This window comes from uncultured Actinomyces sp., from assembly GCF_963526355.1.
Classification (GTDB): domain Bacteria; phylum Actinomycetota; class Actinomycetes; order Actinomycetales; family Actinomycetaceae; genus Actinomyces.
In genome coordinates this window covers 40,703-57,602 of the sequence record NZ_CAUROW010000003.1, presented here as the reverse complement: position 1 = coordinate 57,602, position 16,900 = coordinate 40,703, and the positions used below count along the sequence as shown (strand labels likewise).

Annotated in this window: 11 protein-coding genes; 5 read left to right on the top strand and 6 right to left on the bottom strand. The window is 68.3% G+C overall.

Going from position 1 to position 16,900, the window contains the following annotated elements; genetic code table 11:
- Window positions 1-3 precede the first annotated feature (3 nt).
- The 5 genes from RWR81_RS01930 to RWR81_RS01910 form a co-directional block, all read right to left on the bottom strand.
- Window positions 4-2,178 (bottom strand): GAF domain-containing protein, encoded by a 2,175-nt coding sequence (locus tag RWR81_RS01930; protein ID WP_314453605.1) that lies wholly within the window; start codon window positions 2,176-2,178, stop codon window positions 4-6.
- Window positions 2,179-2,197: 19 nt separating this feature from the next.
- Window positions 2,198-4,051 carry a thiol reductant ABC exporter subunit CydC gene (gene cydC / locus RWR81_RS01925; protein ID WP_314453602.1) on the bottom strand — a complete coding sequence of 618 codons (1,854 nt, stop codon included), beginning with the start codon at window positions 4,049-4,051 and terminating at the stop codon, window positions 2,198-2,200.
- Window positions 4,048-5,778, bottom strand: a complete 1,731-nt coding sequence (gene cydD, locus RWR81_RS01920) for a thiol reductant ABC exporter subunit CydD (RefSeq protein WP_314453599.1) — start codon at window positions 5,776-5,778, stop codon at window positions 4,048-4,050. Before cydD ends, cydC begins: the two co-directional genes overlap by 4 nt.
- A 75-nt stretch (window positions 5,779-5,853) precedes the next feature.
- A complete protein-coding gene (cydB, locus tag RWR81_RS01915; RefSeq protein WP_314453597.1) occupies window positions 5,854-6,987 on the bottom strand; it encodes a cytochrome d ubiquinol oxidase subunit II in 1,134 nt (377 codons plus the stop codon).
- A gap of 20 nt (window positions 6,988-7,007) precedes the next feature.
- Complete coding sequence (locus RWR81_RS01910) at window positions 7,008-8,564, bottom strand: cytochrome ubiquinol oxidase subunit I (protein WP_314453594.1); 1,557 nt, start codon at window positions 8,562-8,564, stop codon at window positions 7,008-7,010.
- 645 nt (window positions 8,565-9,209) lie between these two features.
- On the opposite strand from RWR81_RS01910, the gene RWR81_RS01905 reads away from it, so the two are divergent.
- The 5 genes from RWR81_RS01905 to proB all read left to right on the top strand — a co-directional run bounded on the left by RWR81_RS01905 (window position 9,210) and on the right by proB (window position 16,269).
- Window positions 9,210-12,563, top strand: coding sequence for an Rne/Rng family ribonuclease (locus RWR81_RS01905; RefSeq protein ID WP_314453591.1), 3,354 nt, complete (start codon window positions 9,210-9,212; stop codon window positions 12,561-12,563).
- A gap of 183 nt (window positions 12,564-12,746) precedes the next feature.
- Complete coding sequence (gene rplU, locus RWR81_RS01900; protein ID WP_314453588.1) at window positions 12,747-13,067, top strand: 50S ribosomal protein L21; 321 nt, start codon at window positions 12,747-12,749, stop codon at window positions 13,065-13,067.
- Window positions 13,068-13,136: 69 nt separating this feature from the next.
- Window positions 13,137-13,394, top strand: coding sequence for a 50S ribosomal protein L27 (gene rpmA / locus RWR81_RS01895; protein ID WP_314453585.1), 258 nt, complete (start codon window positions 13,137-13,139; stop codon window positions 13,392-13,394).
- An 84-nt stretch (window positions 13,395-13,478) separates the two neighbouring features.
- On the top strand, window positions 13,479-15,086 hold the full coding sequence (gene obgE, locus RWR81_RS01890) for a GTPase ObgE (RefSeq protein WP_314453582.1): 1,608 nt from the start codon (window positions 13,479-13,481) through the stop codon (window positions 15,084-15,086).
- Between the two features lie 88 nt (window positions 15,087-15,174).
- A complete protein-coding gene (gene proB / locus RWR81_RS01885; RefSeq protein WP_314453720.1) occupies window positions 15,175-16,269 on the top strand; it encodes a glutamate 5-kinase in 1,095 nt (364 codons plus the stop codon).
- Between the two features lie 22 nt (window positions 16,270-16,291).
- Here proB and RWR81_RS01880 read toward each other — a convergent pair whose 3' ends face one another.
- A complete protein-coding gene (locus RWR81_RS01880; protein WP_314453579.1) occupies window positions 16,292-16,879 on the bottom strand; it encodes a hypothetical protein in 588 nt (195 codons plus the stop codon).
- Window positions 16,880-16,900: the final 21 nt, after the last annotated feature.

Below are 16,900 nucleotides of genomic sequence, written 5' to 3'. Positions count from 1 at the left end.
CGATCACAGACCACGACCATTCCGCGACCGGTCATGGGGCCGCCTCAGCGGCACCCGCCAGGTGAAGCAGGTACCGCGGCGCTCACCGTCGGAGCGGGCCCTGGGGCCGATGACGAAGCTCCCACCGTGACGGCGAGCCCGTTCCGCCATGTTGGCCGTCCCCGAGCGGCGCGTCACCGACGGGTCCACCCCGACGCCGTCGTCGCGGCAGACGATCTCCACCACCGGGCTTCCCCGGAACGGCTCGGCGTCGCCCGAGGCGTGTCCTTCGACGTCCCCCGGTCCGCAGCACAGCTCCGAGCCGGGGAGCACTCCCTCGATCTTGACGTCCACCGTCACCGAGGAGGCGTGAGCGTGGCGGGCCACGTTGCTCAGCCCCTCGCGCACCACGGCCACCATGTCATCGGCGATGTCCGCGTCGATCATGGCGTCGACTGATGCGATGAGCCGATCCTCCTCGTCACGGTCCACCTGGGCCAGGCCCCGGCCGTCGACGCTCAGCAGCAGCGAGGGGGCATAGCCCAGCGCGTTGCGGGCCAGGGATGCCTCCCGTCGCAGACGCTCGACGACGCCGACCTCCTCGTCGCGGTCACGCAGGGAGCGCACGATGGAACGGATCTGACCCACGGAGTCGTCCACCGCCTCCAGCGCGGTGCTCAGGACGGAGCACACCATGTCCAGGTCCGTCTCCGCGCCGGCAGTCGCGTCACTGCCCTGCGCAGCAGCCAGCCGCTCCCGAGCCGCCGAGATCTGCATCCCGGTTGCGAAGAGCTGCTGGATGGCCAGGTCGTGCAGGTCCCGGCCGATGCGGGCCCGCTCGTCCAGGAGCGTGGCCATCTCCTCGGCGTGCTGGGCGTCGGCCAGCTCGAAGGCCATCGTGGCCTGGCCCGCCACGAGCTCGGCGATCTCCAGGTCCTGGGCGGTGAACGGGGTCGCACCGGGGGAGCGCAGCAGCAGCATGACGCCCACGCCCCGGCCCCGGTGGATCATCGGGGCGTAGAGGGCCGGCCCGAAGCGGGCCAGCTGGCGCACCAGGAGGTCGCCTTCCCGCCAGGCCTCCTCCAGAGAGCTCACGACGAGTCCGGTCTGGTGGGCCAGGGTGGTCAGGGCCCGGCCCTCAGGAGGGAAGAAGGTGCCGATCAACTCGCCGGCGTGCTCGCCGTCGGCGATCTCGCAGATCCAGCTCTCTCCGATACTGGGCAGGATGAGGGCGGCGGTGTCGGCATGGGCGACCTGACGGACCCGGTGAGCGATGAGGGTCAGGGCGTCGTCCTCCTCGGCGCCGGAGAGCAGCAGCGTCGTCAGCTCCTGGGAGACGGCCATCCACTGCTCGCGGTCGCGGGCCTCGCGGTACAGGCGGGCGTTCTCCACCGCCACGGCCGCGGCCTGGGCCAGGGTCAGGACGGCGTCGGCGTCGGAACGATTGAAGCCCCCGGGCTTGTCGCACAGGTAGAGGTGTCCGTAGACCTGCCCGTGCAGTCGTAGCGGGGCCGAGAGCAGACTGCCGGTCTCCTCGTCCTCGATGGCGCCGGTGAAGGCCGAGGCCCGACCCAGGTCATTGTCGATGACCAGGCCCGTGTCCTGCAGCCCACCGAGCGGCGTGTCTGCGGAGGTGCCGGAGGCGCCGGGGCCGCTGGTGGTACCCGGGACACCGACAACAGCGGTGGGTGAGTCGCCTGCGGTGCCTGATACGGTGCCGGCCATCTGGGCCAGCTCGTCGAGAGTCGCCCTGGGCACACCGCTGCTCAGGCCGGTGCCCGGGCCTTCGGAGAAGACTCCGGCGTCGATGGCGTTGATGTCCGTGTCCGCGTGGCTGAGTACCGCGATGGTGCCCCAGGAGGCACCCGTGATGGAGCATGCCGACTCCACCAGTCGACGCAGCGCGTCGGGAACGCGTAGAGAGCTGGTCAGCTGCAGGGCCGCCTGGATGAGGTTGACGGTGGACTCGTCCAGGCTCGGTTGGAGGGACGCGGCCTGACGGCCGCGGGTGGAGGCGAGCTGATCGGCGTGGACGGCGTAGGCCAGGCGCCCTACCGGGGTCGGTTCCTCTGACGGAGGTGTGATGGCCTCCTGGGCGGACTGTTCCTGGAGCTCCTGCGGATCGCCCTTGGGCGTACCGGGGAAGAGGGGGTTCTGCGGGAGCGGTTCCGCTGCGTCATGAGGGTCGCGTGTCGTCATCGTGCTCAGCTTGTCCGGCTCATGTGGGCGTGTTGTCCTGCGGCCTGTCCTGATCCTCCTGGGAGAGCGACCACCGGTAGGCCTCGGAGGTGTCCTTGAGCTCGTGGTGGCCTCCCCGGTGCAGGATAGTCGCTGGTGCCTGCTCCTCGGCAGCCTGCGGGGGCCGTCCCATGATCAGGATCTCGTCGGCGTGCGCCAGTGCGCTGAGCCGATGAGTGACCAGCAGTGTGCCACGGCCCTCGCGGGTCCCCGCCGCCAGCAGGTCGGTCACGAGCCGGTCGGCGGTCGCGGGGTCGAGGTGCTCTCCGGGCTCGTCCAGCAGCATCAGCGGTGCAGGGGCCGCCAGCGCCCGGGCCAGGAGCAGCCGACGCCGTTCCCCGCCCGACAGCGTTGTGGCGTTGGTCCCGATGATGGTGCTGACGCCGTCGGGCAGCGCCTCGAGCCAGTCACCGAGCCCGGCCTGCCGCAGCAGCTCGGCCGCCTCGACCGGGGAGACGTCTCCGCGCGCCACGCGCAGGTTCTCCAGGACGCTCGTATGGAAGACGTGCGCGTCCTCAGCGGTCAGGCAGACCCTGGCCGCCGCGTCGGGGCGGGTGATCCGCCAAAGCGGAACACCATCGAGCGTGAGACTGCCGCCCCTGGGCTCCAGGAGCCCGGCCAGCGTGGCCAGCAGGGTCGACTTCCCGATTCCCGACGGCCCCACGATCGCCACCCGCCTGCCGACATGAAGGTCCAGGTCGATGCCGTCGGCCACGATGGGACCACCGGGCCAGCCCACCGCCAGGTTCCTGGCCCGCAGGCGCGGCCCCTGGGTGGAGGGAACCGGCAGCTCCCGGGTGGTGGGAGAGGCCTGAGCACCGGACTCAGCAGTCTCGATGAGTTCCACGATCCGGCAGGCGGCGCCCGCCGAGCGCACCAGCTGCACGCTGGCCGGGCCGAGCGCGGAGGTGACTTCGAAGGCCGCCAGCGGCACAAGAACGATCACGGCCAACCACACCGGAGCCAGCTGCCCGGCGGCCACGGCGTCCACCCCGACCACGAGGTTGCCAACGACCGCGATCCCCATGGCCGCCACATCCAGCGCCGCCGCGATCGCGGCGGGAATCGCGGCCCGGTCGCGCAGGCGGGCCAGACTCTCCTCCCGGGAGGCGGCCTGGCGCATGGAGTCCGGCAGACGTCCGGAGACGGTCAGCTCCGGCGCGGCCTCCAGGACCGCGAGCACCTCGGCGGACAACTCCGTGGCCTGTCGCTGACGGGCCTGCTCGGAGAGCCGAGCGGAGCGGATCGTGGCCAACGGGGCCCCCAGCCCCGACAGCAGCAGGCAGGCCGCCAGGATGAGGCCGGCCGGCCAGTACACGACTCCCACCCCCAGAGATGTCGCTGTCCCCAGGACGGCCGCAACCGCTGCGGGCAGATAAGCGCGCACCACGAGGTCGCCGACCGCGTCGATGTCGCCACCCACCCGGGCCAGGACGTCGCCGCGACGCAGCCCAGCAACCGTGTCCGTGCGGGCCGAGGCCAGGGCCTGATAAAGACGGGTGCGTAGGACGCCCATTCCCCGTAGGGCGGTGTCGTGGGAGACGAGCCGCTCGCAGTAACGCAGAACCGAGCGCGAGATGCCGAAAAGCCGCACCGCAACCGGCGCCACTCCCAGTGCGACGACGTCGGGCATCTGAGAGGCGCGGGCGATGAGCCAGGCCGCCACCCCGGACAGGGCCACGGCCGAGGCCGTCCCCGCCGTACCGGCCAGGACCGCCAGGGCGAAGCTCGAGCGGTTCAGGTGCAGCAGGGTCAACGCCCGGCGCAGCGACTGGCGCTCGCGGGCGGACAGGGCGGAAGACAGGAGCGCGCTGACGGGCTTGAACGGGCTCACTGGATCCTGCCTTCCTGCATCCCCGGCTCCCGGACATTCGGGATCTCCTGCTCCTCCAATGACTCACTTGCCACGGCGATGGTCCGCTCGGCCAGGGCGATGAGCGCAGCACGATGCGCGATGACCACTACGGTGCGTCCGGAGGAGTGCAGGGCGCGGACACCGTCCAGGAGGTGTGCCTCGCTGGCGGCATCCAGATGGGCGGTCGGCTCGTCCATGACCACCAGCGTCGCCGTGGAGCACAAGGCCCGCGTGAGGGCGAGCCGCTGGCGCTGTCCGACGGACAGCCCCACGCCACCACTGCCCACCATGGTCCTCCACCCCTGCGGCAGACGCCTCACAACCTCATCGAAGCCGGTGGCACGGGCGGCTTCCACCAGCGCCTGGGGCACGGTGTTCTCCCCGGAGCCGTCCGGCAGTACGTTGTCCAGCACAGTTCCCGGGATGATGGTGGGACGCTGGGGGACCCAGACAATCTGCTCCCACCAGGTGACTGGATCGATCTCACTGAGGTCGAGGGCTTCCTGCGAGGTGGTGCCGGGGGCCGGTACGATCCGCACCCGTCCCCGGTCCGCGGGAAGCAGGCCGAGCAGAACCTGCGTCGTCGTCGTCTTGCCCGCGCCCGACGGCCCGGTCAGCGCCACTAAGCTGCCGGGAGGGATCGTGGCACTGAGCCGGGCGGGTGCCCACGTTCCGCGGGCGGCCACCGAGACGGCGTCGAGCTCGATCGCGCACGAGCGCAGATCGGGAGCCGGCAGGGTGCCGCGTTTGGGGACAGAGGTCTCAAGGACCTGGAAGACCGCCTCGGCGGCCGCCACCCCGTTGGCCGACGCGTGGAACTGGAAACCCACCTGCCGCAGCGGCTGATAGACCTCCGGAGCCACCATGAGCACGAGCAGACCGGTGAACAGGTCCATGCGGCCGGCCACCAGTCGGAATCCGACCTCGACGGCGATGATTGCCACCGACAGCGTCGTGATGAACTCCAGGACCGCCCCCGACAGGAAGGCGATCCGCAGGGTCGACATGGTGGTGCGCCGGTAGCTGCGTCCCAGGGCGCGCACCTGCTCGGCCGGTCCCTGCTCGCGCCCGAGGGCCTTGAGCGTGGGCAGCCCGGAGATGAGATCGAGCACTTGGTCCCCTAGGACCTGCATGGCCCTGAGGCGCTCCTGGGAGACGGACTGCGTCATTCTCCCGATGAGGATCATGAAGACAGGAATGAGGGGAAGTGTGCACACCACCGCTACCGCTGCTGGCCAGTCCTGGGTGATGAGAACCAGCACCGTCGCCGGGGTCACCGTGGCGGCCAGCACCAGCTGGGGCAGGTAGCGGGTGAAGTAGGGCTCGAGGTCGTCCAGGGCTCGGGTCAGGAGAGTTGCGGTCCCGGCGCCGTGCAGCGCCTGCCACCGGGGCCCCAGCCGAGCGGCGTGCTCCAGGACCAGGCGGCGCAGCTCGATGATCGTGCCGGTGGCGGAGCGGTGGGCGTGGATCTCCTGAAGAAGGACTACCAGTGCCCGAGCCATTACGACGCCGCTCAGAGCCGCCACCAGCATCCTGATGGATGCCGGTCCCGCGCCGTCGGAGACAACCGAGGAGACCGCCTTTGAGATGAGGAAGGCCTGCGCCACCACCAGAGCAGCGGTGACGATTCCGGCCACGGTTGTGGCGGCGATGTAACGGCGGGCTGAACGGGCGTAACGCATCAGCCGGGGGTCGAGGGGCTTCACCCACCCAAGGATAGGGGAGTGGGTCCAAAGGCCTGCCACCCCCGGCCGATGCGCTCCGGCGCTCTATGCGCCGGCTCAGTACCCGAAATGGGCCTCGGGCTGGGTGGAGTCGCGTACCAGCGTGGGGTGCAGTCCGCCCTGGTCGGGGTTGATGCTCTCGGCACTGATGCGAGAGGCGAACACCTTGTAGCTCCAGACCGTGTAGGCCAGGACTCCTGGCACGAATACGGCTGCTGCGACGGTCATGATGAGCAGCGTCGTGTCGGCGCTGGCTGCCTGCTGGATCGTCAGTGAGTAGGCCGGATCCACCGAGGAGCGCATGACGTTGGGGGCCATTGCGGCGAAGATGAGGACGACGGCGAAGGCGATCCCCACGAAGTGCAGGGCGAAGGCCCGTCCCTCGTTCCCGGCCCGACCCGCCAGCAGTGAACTGATGAGCCCGGCCGCGGCGACCACCAACGGGATCCAGGACAGGGGGCTGCCCGAGTAGGCCAACTGCGCCCATAGCGCCCAGGCGGCGGTGATGACGGTAGCGATCGGAGCGAGTCTGCGCGACAGGGACAGGGCCCGCTGCGAGAGCTCCCCGGTGGTCTTGAGGGCCACGAAGAGCGCGCCGTGGTTGAGGAAGAGCAAGCAGGTGACGGCGCCCCCAAGGAGAGTGAAGGGTGTCACCATGCTGAGCAGCCCGCCGGTGATCTGGTGGGCTGCGCCGGCTACGAGGGAGTCGGCAGGCACCTGGCCGGCCGGAACCACGGCGCCGTTGGAGATCTGGACGACTTCGATGCGCATGCCCTGGACCAGGTTCGCAAACGCCACGCCCCACAGGATGGAGGGCAGCCAGGCGCTGATCGTGTGGATCCGGTCCCATCGGTCGCGCCAGGTCTGGGAGTTGACCTTGGGGCGCCATTCGATGGCGCACACGCGCACGATGAGGCACAGCAGGATGAGGAACAGGACGATGTAGGCCCCTGAGAACAGGGTCGAGTACCACTCGGGGAAGGCCGCGAAAGTGGCCCCACCGGCGGTCAGCAGCCATACCTCGTTGCCGTCCCAGTGAGGGCCGATGGTGGCCAGCGTCGCGCGCCGCTCGCGCTCATCGCGGCCCAGGATCCTTACGAGCATTCCAACGCCGAAGTCGAAACCCTCCAGGGCGAGGTAGCCGATCCACAGGACGGCGATGAGGATGAACCAGAGGATGCTCAGTGTCATGGGTGTCTACCTTCCTCGGTTCAGTAGGCGAAGGACAGTGCCGGGGCGCTCTGGGGCGAGTCGTTGGACTCGTCATCGGAGCCGTTCGAGTCGATGTCCTCGGAGGACGAGGAATCTGTGGTCTTGTCTGGCACCGGGGTGCGCACGCCCTCACGGATGTAGCGGCGCAGCAGGACGAACCAGACCACGCCGAGTGCGGCGTACAGCAGGGTGAAGATGACCATCGAGGCCAGCACCGTGCCCGAGGAGACCACTGAGGACACGCCGTCGGCGGTGAGCATGTAGACCTGGGAGACCGGGTCGGACAGGTTGGGTGCGATGACCCAGGGTTGGCGTCCCATCTCACGGAAGATCCACCCGAAGGAACAGGCGATGAAGGGCAGCCACATGGTGGCCAACGCCACCTTGCCCAGGGCCAGGCGAGTGATGAGTTGCCCGGAGCGGGTCAGCCATAGGGCCAGCGCCCCCAGCCCCATTGAGGCCATGCCCAGACCGATCATGAGGCGGAAGGACCAGAAATTGACCATGACGTTGGGGCTGTAGTCCACTGCGTTGCCGCGGGTATCGGTGGTGCCGTAGCGCTCGGCGTAGGTGTCCCCGGCCTCCTTGAGGCCGGTGAGCTTGGCGTCGAAGTCGTTGGTCGCCATGAAGGAGTAGATACCGGGGACTGAGATGAACCGGACCATGTCGTCCTCGTTCTTGCAGTCTCCGAAAGCGGCTACGGTGAAGGGCGCCCCGGCCTCGGAGTGGCACAGGCCCTCGGCGGCGGCCATCTTGGCCGGCTGGTACTCCGCGACCAGCTGGCCCTGCATGTGCCCGCTGCCGGCCGTGACCAGGCCGGCGGCCACCATGACGATGGCGCCGAAGCGGGTGACTCGCCGCCACAGCTCACGGGCCTCGAAGTCCTGCTCGGCGCGGGCGGCCTTGGTCATCCACCACACCGAGACGCCCATGATGACGGCACCGGCGACCAGCAGCGCCGAGGCGATGACGTGTAGGACGGTGGCCCACACCATCTCGTTGGACAGCAGCTTGAGGAAGCCGCTCACGCCGTCGAGCTCGGCACGCCCTGTCCTGGGGTTGACGACGGCGCCCACCGGGTGCTGCATCCAGGAGTTGGCGGTGAGGATGAAGAAGGCGGAGAAGTTCGTGCCGGCGGCCACGGCCCACATGCACAGGTTGTGGAGTCTGGGGGACAGGCGGTCCCACCCGAAGATCCACAGGCCCAGGAAGACGGACTCCATGAAGAAGGCGAGCAGGGCCTCGAAGGCGAGCGGGGCCCCGAAGATATTGCCCACGAATCGCGAGTACTCCGACCAGTTCATGCCGAACTGGAACTCCTGGACGATTCCGGTGGCCACACCCAGCGTGAAGTTGATCAGCAGGATCTTGCCGAAGAACTTGGTGGCCACCAGCCACTGCTTGTTGCCGGTTCGGCGCCACAGCGTCTCCATGAGGGCCACCAGCGGCGAGAGTCCGATGGTCAGCGGAACCAGGATGAAGTGATAGACGGTGGTGATACCGAACTGCCAGCGCGCCAGATCCAGAGAGTCCAGCGCCATGGGAGAGATGGCCATTCGTGCCACCTTTCGGGGATGACGATGAGATCAATAAGTTGTTCTGTAGAACGTCCTACAGGTCAATAGGGGTATTGTAGGACATCTATGACATGCTGTCATGAAAGAACTGGATCCCGAGGTGGTGGCACGCTCGTGGCGAGCCTCAGATTTTCCTTGTCCTCACTGTTGTTCAAGAGGTTTTCCGGTAGGGGTTTCTGCTTGCTGGTGCTGAAGACTGTGGGGTGTGTGGGCAGGATGAAGGTCCGTGAGTAAGCGGTAGAGGTGCGCTGGGAATTGTCCAAATAATGGATGGGTGTTGACTGTGTAGCGAAGGTTGAGAGGGATGAGACCAGAGGTCGCCATGCGCATGACGCGGACCATGACGAGTTGCGCAAGCGCTTGTCGCGGCAAGTGTGGGATACTTCGACCCGGCTTCAGGTGCTCCGTACCAGTGCCTGAGTCGCGCCTTCCAACCGCCCCTGTCCGAGGACCTTGCGCCGCCTGAGCTGCGCCGCTGCGAGCCCGGTCTGTGTGGATGTCAGGCAAGGCATGCGCTCCTCAGGGTGCGCTCGTAGACTTTTTCGCTGCTCCCGTCTGGGAGCACAACCGCGCTGACGCGTCGAGGGTACGACGACGGCGCCGGCCTCGGAGAGTGCAAGCCCCATGGCACGTCGCACCACATCAGAATCAACAGAATCGCACGAGCAGGAACAGACAGTCGGTGATGCCGTGAGTGCCCCGGCCCCACGCCGTCGTCGCAAGGTCACCGCTGCCGCCGCCGCCCCGGCTCAGGCTCCCGCTGCTGAGCAACCGGGCGCGACAGACTCCGCAGATGCCATCACCACCTCGGCTGCCGACGATCCCGACCTTGAACAGCCCGAGCCCTCGGCCGCTTCGGTCGCACCAGTAGTCCCGTCGCGTCGTCGGCGCAAGGTCGTCGCAGCCTCGGCCGCCCCTGAGGCGGTCCCGGCCGCCGAGCCGTACGTCATCAATACGGAGATCGGCGAGCCCGATGAGTCGGGCAGTGCCGTGCCGGGCGTCATGCCGGTCACGGATGCAGCAGAGGCTGAGGCGGAGTCGCAGGTCGAGGGCGAGCCGGTTGACGGTGCCAGCGACGTCGACGACACCGATGACGAGGAACCTGACGCACAGGACGGTCCGGACGAAGAGGCCACCTGGGAGGACCGGGGGGAGCCCGCGGCTCCGCGCCTGCCCGCCGCCTCGCTCCTGTTCCAGGCCCCCGACCCCAGCCGGGCCCGTCGGCGTCGACGGGTCACCGCCGCCACTGCTGCACCCCAGGAGGCCCCGACGGCCTCGCGTCATCAGGGCGGAAGCGACTGGAGGGAGGAGCCTGAAGGGCCTGGATCGGGCTCTCGGGCCGTCACGGAAAGCCGAGCGTCCGATGGTGAGGATGGAGGGACCTCGTCGCTCCTGGGGGAGCGGGCGGGCGGACGCAGTCGTCGCCGTCGTCGGGTGGTCGCGGGTGCGGGAGCGCCACAGAAGGGGCATAGCGCCTCTGCTCCTCCGGTCGAGGAGCGCGACGACGATGCCGAGTCCGCTGCTGGGCCTCCGTCTGCCGGGGCTCCCGAGAACGACGCCCCCGGTGGTCCCCAGGACGACTCTCAGGATGAGTCGCGCGATGGCGGAACCCGCCGCAAGCGCCGACGGGGCGGGCGAGGTCGGCGCTCACGCTCGCGTAGTGAGGACTCCGCGCTCAATGAGGCCGACGACGAGTCCCGAGCCGCCGCCGACTCGTCCCACTCAGACGGACAGGAGGTCGGCGACACGGCGCCTTCGGCCCGCGAGGCCTCTGCGGACCCCGCCGAGGTGGTATCCGGATCGCGCCGCCGGCGGCGTCGGTCCCGCACTCGCTCCGAGGGCGGCGACCCGCGCGATGAGGTGACCGCCCTGAAGGGATCCACCCGGTTGGAGGCCAAACGTCAGCGCCGTCGCGAAGGACGGGCGGCCGGACGCCGTCGGCCCATCGTCACCGAGGCCGAGTTCCTGGCCCGTCGCGAGTCCGTGGACCGTCAGATGATCGTGCGCGAGTCCGACGGTCTCAACCAGATCGCCGTCCTGGAGGACGGCCTCCTTGTGGAGCACTACGTCTCCCGGCACACCCAGACCTCCATGGTCGGCAACGTCTATGTCGGACGGGTCCAGAACGTCCTGCCCTCCATGGAGGCGGCCTTCGTGGACCTGGGCAAGGGCCGCAACGCCGTGCTCTACGCAGGTGAGGTCAACTGGGACGCGGTCGGTCTGGAGGGAAGGCCTCGTCGTATCGAGGACGCCCTCTCAAGCGGCGACACCGTACTGGTCCAGGTCACCAAGGACCCGATCGGTCACAAGGGCGCTCGTCTCACCAGCCAGATCACTCTGGCGGGTCGCTATCTGGTCCTCGTCCCCGGTGGCACCATGACGGGCATCTCGCGCAAGCTGCCCGACACCGAGCGCAGTCGCCTGAAGAAGATCCTCAAGCGGATCGTGCCGGACTCCGCCGGAGTCATTGTGCGCACCGCCGCCGAGGGCGCCACTCAGGAGCAGCTGACTGCCGACGTCGAGCGGCTCGTGGCCCAGTGGGAGACCATCGAGAAGAAGTCCTCCTCCGTCATCAAGGGCAGCGGCAAGGCCCCAGTCCTCCTCAAGGGCGAGCCGGAGCTCGCCGTGAGGGTCATCCGCGACGTGTTCAATGAGGATTTCCGCAAGCTCATCGTCTCGGGTGACAAGACCTGGTCGACGATCTCCCAGTACATCGACGAGGTCAGTCCGGACCTGGCCGAGCGCCTCGAGCACTGGACCGGCCCCGAGGACGTCTTCGCCGCCCACCGTGTGGACGAGCAGCTCGCCAAGGGCTTCGACCGCAAGGTCTGGCTGCCCAGCGGCGGCACCCTGGTCATCGACCGCACCGAGGCAATGACCGTCATCGATGTCAATACCGGCCGTTTCACCGGTGCGGGCGGCACGCTGGAGGAGACCGTCACCCGCAACAACCTTGAGGCCGCCGAGGAGATCGTTCGTCAGCTGCGTTTGCGCGATATCGGCGGCATGGTCGTCATTGACTTCGTCGACATGGTCCTGGAGTCCAACCGGGACCTCGTCCTGCGTCGGCTCGTGGAGTGCCTGGGTCGCGACCGCACCCGTCACCAGGTCACTGAAGTCACCTCCCTCGGCCTGGTCCAGATGACCCGTAAGCGGGTGGGGCAGGGGTTGGTCGAGGCCTTCTCCACCACCTGCGAGCACTGCAAGGGTCGTGGCTTCATCGTCCACGACGAGCCCGTGGAGAACCAGAGGGTCGACATGTCGGCCTCGGCCTCCCGCGGCGGGCGCTCGCGCGGGCGTAAGAACCGCGAGGAGCAGGCGGCTGCCGGCGGCGGTAAGAAGGACGCCCAGGAGGCTAGGAGGGCCCAGAGCGGCAAGAGTGATGATAAGACCAAGGGCTCTGGTGGGTCCGACGCCGTCGGCTCGTCTGATTTCGGTGCCGATGACGAGGCCCGGGCCGTGGTCCGCGGCGCTCTGGCCCAGATCGCGGCCGCCGCCGAGCAGGCTCACAAGGAGGCTCAAGAGACTCGGGATGCCGTGGGCTTGCAAGGGACCGGCGAGGAGCGGGCCGGGAACGAGAGCGATATCGTCGAGAAAACCGGCGGTCAGGACGGACGGGCCCTCGTGGCCGAGGACAAGTCGGCCAAGACCAGAGGGAGGAAGTCGGCGAAGAAGACCGAGAAGAAGCAGTCTGAGAAGAAGTCCGGTAAGAAGTCGGCTAAGAAGACCGAGAGGGCGGCCGATAAGCCGAATGAGAAGATGGCGGGGGAGCCGGCTGAGAAACCGAGTGGCAGCAAGCCTGCTGGGAGAACGAGGAGACGGGCCACCGCGAGCGGCGCCGCACCCTCGGCTCAGACCGCGCAGGTGGACAGCGGTGGCGGCGTGGAGTCCGAGGGGACCTCGGGTGCCTCCGGGACTCCCGCCGTCGCCTCGCCGACGCCGGAGAATTCTTCAGACGACCCGGCGACGTCGGCCTAGCGCCCTGGCTGTTGTCGTGCCCAAGAACACAGGGGGTAGGACGGGTAGGAGGTTGGTGCCGGCGACATGATCGCCTACAGTTATCTGCCGGTGCGTCTTGCGCCGTTGCCCAGGACAGGGCCCTCCCGGTGAGGCCGATTGAAGCCGCACAGCGCGCGAGAGCCTTTCGAAGAATCTACAGAGATGAGCATTCAAGTGGTCTACGCGATCGTCAAGGCCGGCGGCCGTCAGGAGAAGGTCTCCGTCGGCGACGTCGTGGTTGTCGACAAGCTTGCCGGTGAGATCGGCGACGAGGTCACCCTCGCCCCCGTCATGCTGGTGGATGGCGACAAGGTGACCACCGCTGCCGCCGACCTGGCCAAGTCCTCCGTCACCGCCGAGATCGTCGGCGACGAGAAGGGCCCCAAGATCAACATCCTCAAGTTCAAGAACAAGACCGGCTTCCGCAAGCGCCAGGGCCACCGCGCTCAGCTGACGGCCGTCAAGGTCACCGCCATCAAGTGACCGCTCCGGCGTCAGCCAGTACAGCGGGCACCCTGAACGCATACGCTCGAGAAGAAAGAAGCCTTCATCATGGCACACAAGAAGGGGCTTGGTTCCTCCCGCAACGGCCGCGACTCCAACGCGCAGCGCCTCGGCGTCAAGCGCTTCGGCGGTCAGTTCGTCAAGGCCGGCGAGATCATCGTCCGGCAGCGAGGCACTCACTTCCACCCCGGCCGCAACGTCGGCCGTGGCAACGACGACACCCTGTTCGCCACCGCTGCCGGTAACGTCGAGTTCGGCACCTTCCGTGGCCGTCGGGTCGTCAACATCGTGCTTCCCGAGGCCTGAGCCCCGGGCTCAGCACGCGTCGCATGAGGGCGGACGGCAGTTGCCGTCCGCCCTTGCGTTATCCCCTGACTCTCAGGAGACCCCATGCCCAGTTTCATTGACCGAGTGGTCCTCCATGTGGCCGGCGGCGACGGCGGCGACGGCTGCACCTCCGTGCACCGTGAGAAGTTCAAGCCCCTGGCCGGGCCCGACGGCGGCGACGGTGGTCACGGCGGAGACGTCGTCCTGACCGTCGACCCCCGGGTGACGACCCTGCTGAGCTACCACCGCTCCCCGCACCAGCGGGCCGGGAACGGCACCCCCGGCATGGGGGACTGGCGCCGTGGCACCGACGGCAAGAACCTCGTCCTGCCCGTGCCCGAGGGCACCGTTGTCAAGGACGCCGCCGGCTGGGTCATCGCCGACCTCGTGGGGGAGGGCGCCAGCATCGTCGTCGCCCAGGGCGGAACCGGTGGACGGGGGAACTTCTCCCTGGCCTCCTCCAAGCGCAAGGCCCCCGGCTTCCACCTCCTGGGAGAGCCCGGTCAGGCCCAGGACATCACCCTGGAGCTCAAGACCATCGCCGACGTCGCCCTGGTGGGCTACCCCAGCGCCGGCAAGTCCTCCCTCATCGCCGCCATGAGCGCCGCCCGTCCCAAGATCGCCGACTACCCCTTCACGACCCTCGTGCCCAACCTCGGGGTCGTCGAGGCCGGCGACGTCCGCTACACGATCGCCGACGTCCCCGGCCTCATCCCCGGCGCCTCCCAGGGCAAGGGGCTGGGGCTGGACTTCCTGCGGCACATTGAGCGCTGCGCCGTCATCGTCCACGTCCTGGACTGCGCCACCCTCGAGCCGGGGCGCGACCCCCTGTCCGACCTGGATACCATCGAGGCCGAGCTCGCCGCCTACTCCGAGCGCCTCGGCGAGCAGGAGGACGATCCCTCCCTCACCGGCCGGGTCCCGCTCATGGAGCGCCCCCGCATCGTGGTGCTCAACAAGGTCGACGTCCCCGACGCCGCCGAGCTCGCCGAGTTCGTGCGCGCCGACATCGAGGCCCGGGGCCTGTCCGTGCACATCGTCTCTGCGGTGGCACACACGGGGCTGCGGCCCCTGTCCTTCGCCCTGGCGGGCGAGGTCGAGCGGGCTCGGAAGACGGCTGCGGCGGCTCCCCAGCGTGACGGCGAGTCCGGTGGGGCCGACGGTTCTGGTGAGCCGCGCCCCATCATCCGGCCCGCCGCGGTCGGGCGCCGGGAGAAGGAGAGCGTCGCCCAGGTGCGTCTGCTGGCCCATCCCAGCGAGGGGCAGGTCTACCAGGTCCGCGGTCAGCGCCCCGAGCGCTGGGTGCGTCAGACCGACTTCTCCAACGACGAGGCGGTCGGCTACCTCGCCGACCGCCTGGCCGCGGCCGGGGTCGAGGACGAGCTCGTCAAGGCCGGCGCCCATGCCGGCGACACCGTTCTCATCGGCGAGGTCGACGGGGGAGTGCTCTTCACCTGGGAGCCCTCGATGACCACCGGCCCCGAGCTGCTGGGCGCCCGCGGCACCGACTTGCGCCTGGAGAGCAGTCGACGCCGGACCAACGTGGAGCGGCGCAGCCAGTACCACGAGATGATGGACGCCAAGGAGGCCGCGCGCCAGCAGTTGCGTGACGAGGCCGCCGAGGGGCTGTGGACTGACGCCGCCACCTGGCACGGGGACGATGAGGACTGACAGGAGGGTGCCAGTGACTCCATCAGGAACCGGTGCCCGCGCCGCCGGCGGGCAGGGGCGCCCGGAACGGCTGCCCGAAGGTGCCCGCGTGGTAGTCAAGATCGGCTCCTCCTCCCTGACTCGCGCCGACGGCGGGCTCGATCTCAACCGCATCGACATCCTCGCCGGTCTCATCGCCGGCATGCGGCGTCGTGGTCACGACGTCGTCCTGGTCTCCTCCGGAGCCGTCGCCTCAGGCCTGGTGCCCTTGGGACTGAGCCGACGCCCCGACGAGCTGAGTCTCCTGCAGGCGGCCGCCTCCGTGGGACAGGGGCGGCTCGCCGCCCGCTGGGAGACCGCGATGAGCGCCTACGGCCTGGTGACTGCGCAGGTTCTGCTGACCGCCCACGACGTCGCCATCCGCAGCCACTACCGCACGGTGCGCGCCACCTTCGACTCCCTGCTCTCTTTGGGGGCCGTCCCCATCATCAATGAGAACGACGCAGTGGCCACCAGCGAGTTCAGCCTCGGCGACAACGACCGTTTGGCCGCCCTCGTGGCCCACCTGGTGACCGCCGACGTCCTGGTGCTGCTCACCGACGTCGACGGTCTGTGGACCGCGCGGCCCGGGACCCCCGGCGCCGAGCCCATCCGACACGTACGCTCAGCCGCCGATCTGGAGGGAGTCAGCGTCTCGGGGCGCGGCTCCTTCGTGGGGACCGGCGGCATGACCACCAAGCTCCAGGCCGCCACCATCGCCTGCGCCTCGGGCACCACCACCCTCATCGCCCGGGCCGACGACGCCGCAGGGCTCCTGGGCCGGGAGCAGGTTCCAACGGAACTGGGCACCTGGTTCGAGCCCACCGGCCCTCACCGTCCCAGCCGCCGGCTGTGGATGGCCCACGCCTCCCAGCCCGAAGGACGTGTTCTCATCGATGCCGGGGCGGCTCGGGCCCTGACCGTGGGGAAGAAGTCGCTTCTGCTGCCCGGCCTGACCGGCGTCGACGGCGACTTCGAGTCGGGCTCCGTGGTTGACGTCGTTGGCCCCGAGGGCGTCCTGGCCCGGGGGATATGCCGCTACGCCGCCGCTGAGCTGCGGGAGGTCCTGGTGGCCCGGGCCGAGGGCGCCGCCGCCCCCGATCACGTGGCTCTCGTGATCCACCGCGACGATCTCGCCGAGCTGCCCCGCATCGCCGGAGTCTGAAACAGTTTCATAGCATTACTCATTACTGGTTCATGAGGAAGGAACGCAGCTCTGCTAAACGTACGAGAGCGCGGTTGAGGCTCGGGCTGTTCTGGGCAGCCGTGGCAATATCCCAATAGTTTTCTGCGAATTCATTAATTCGAGAGACATATAAGGGTCCCGTGCTCCCGTCAGGGCGAACTATGTCACCACGGATATCACGACTGCGTGACTTCTTGCATAGTGCGAGTAAGCTATGTTTGGCGTGTGGTAGAAGCTCGGTGTCGACGGGAACCTTCTTTGCTGTAATCTTAAAGTACTGCGAAAATGACTGTGGGTCGGCCATGAGCCATCCCTCTGTCATTGGGTGGACAATGCGTAGCAAAAACGCCGGGTTGACTGTCGTTGACTTCGTTAATTGTTCACGAAGCTCTACTGGGCATCTTGTGTCGGAATCACGAAAAACTACCCAAGGGTTGCTTGCTGTGGTTCTTGATAGTTTCGGAATGAGTTTGTCGATGTTGCCTGAACCGTGTTTGGTAACGAGTTGCCCCACGGAGAGACCGGAGTGATTAATTATTCTTTTGGCCATCCCTTGGTCCGATTGTTCCTCGATGAGTACTTTAGACATATGGTGTAAGCATGTTGGTGC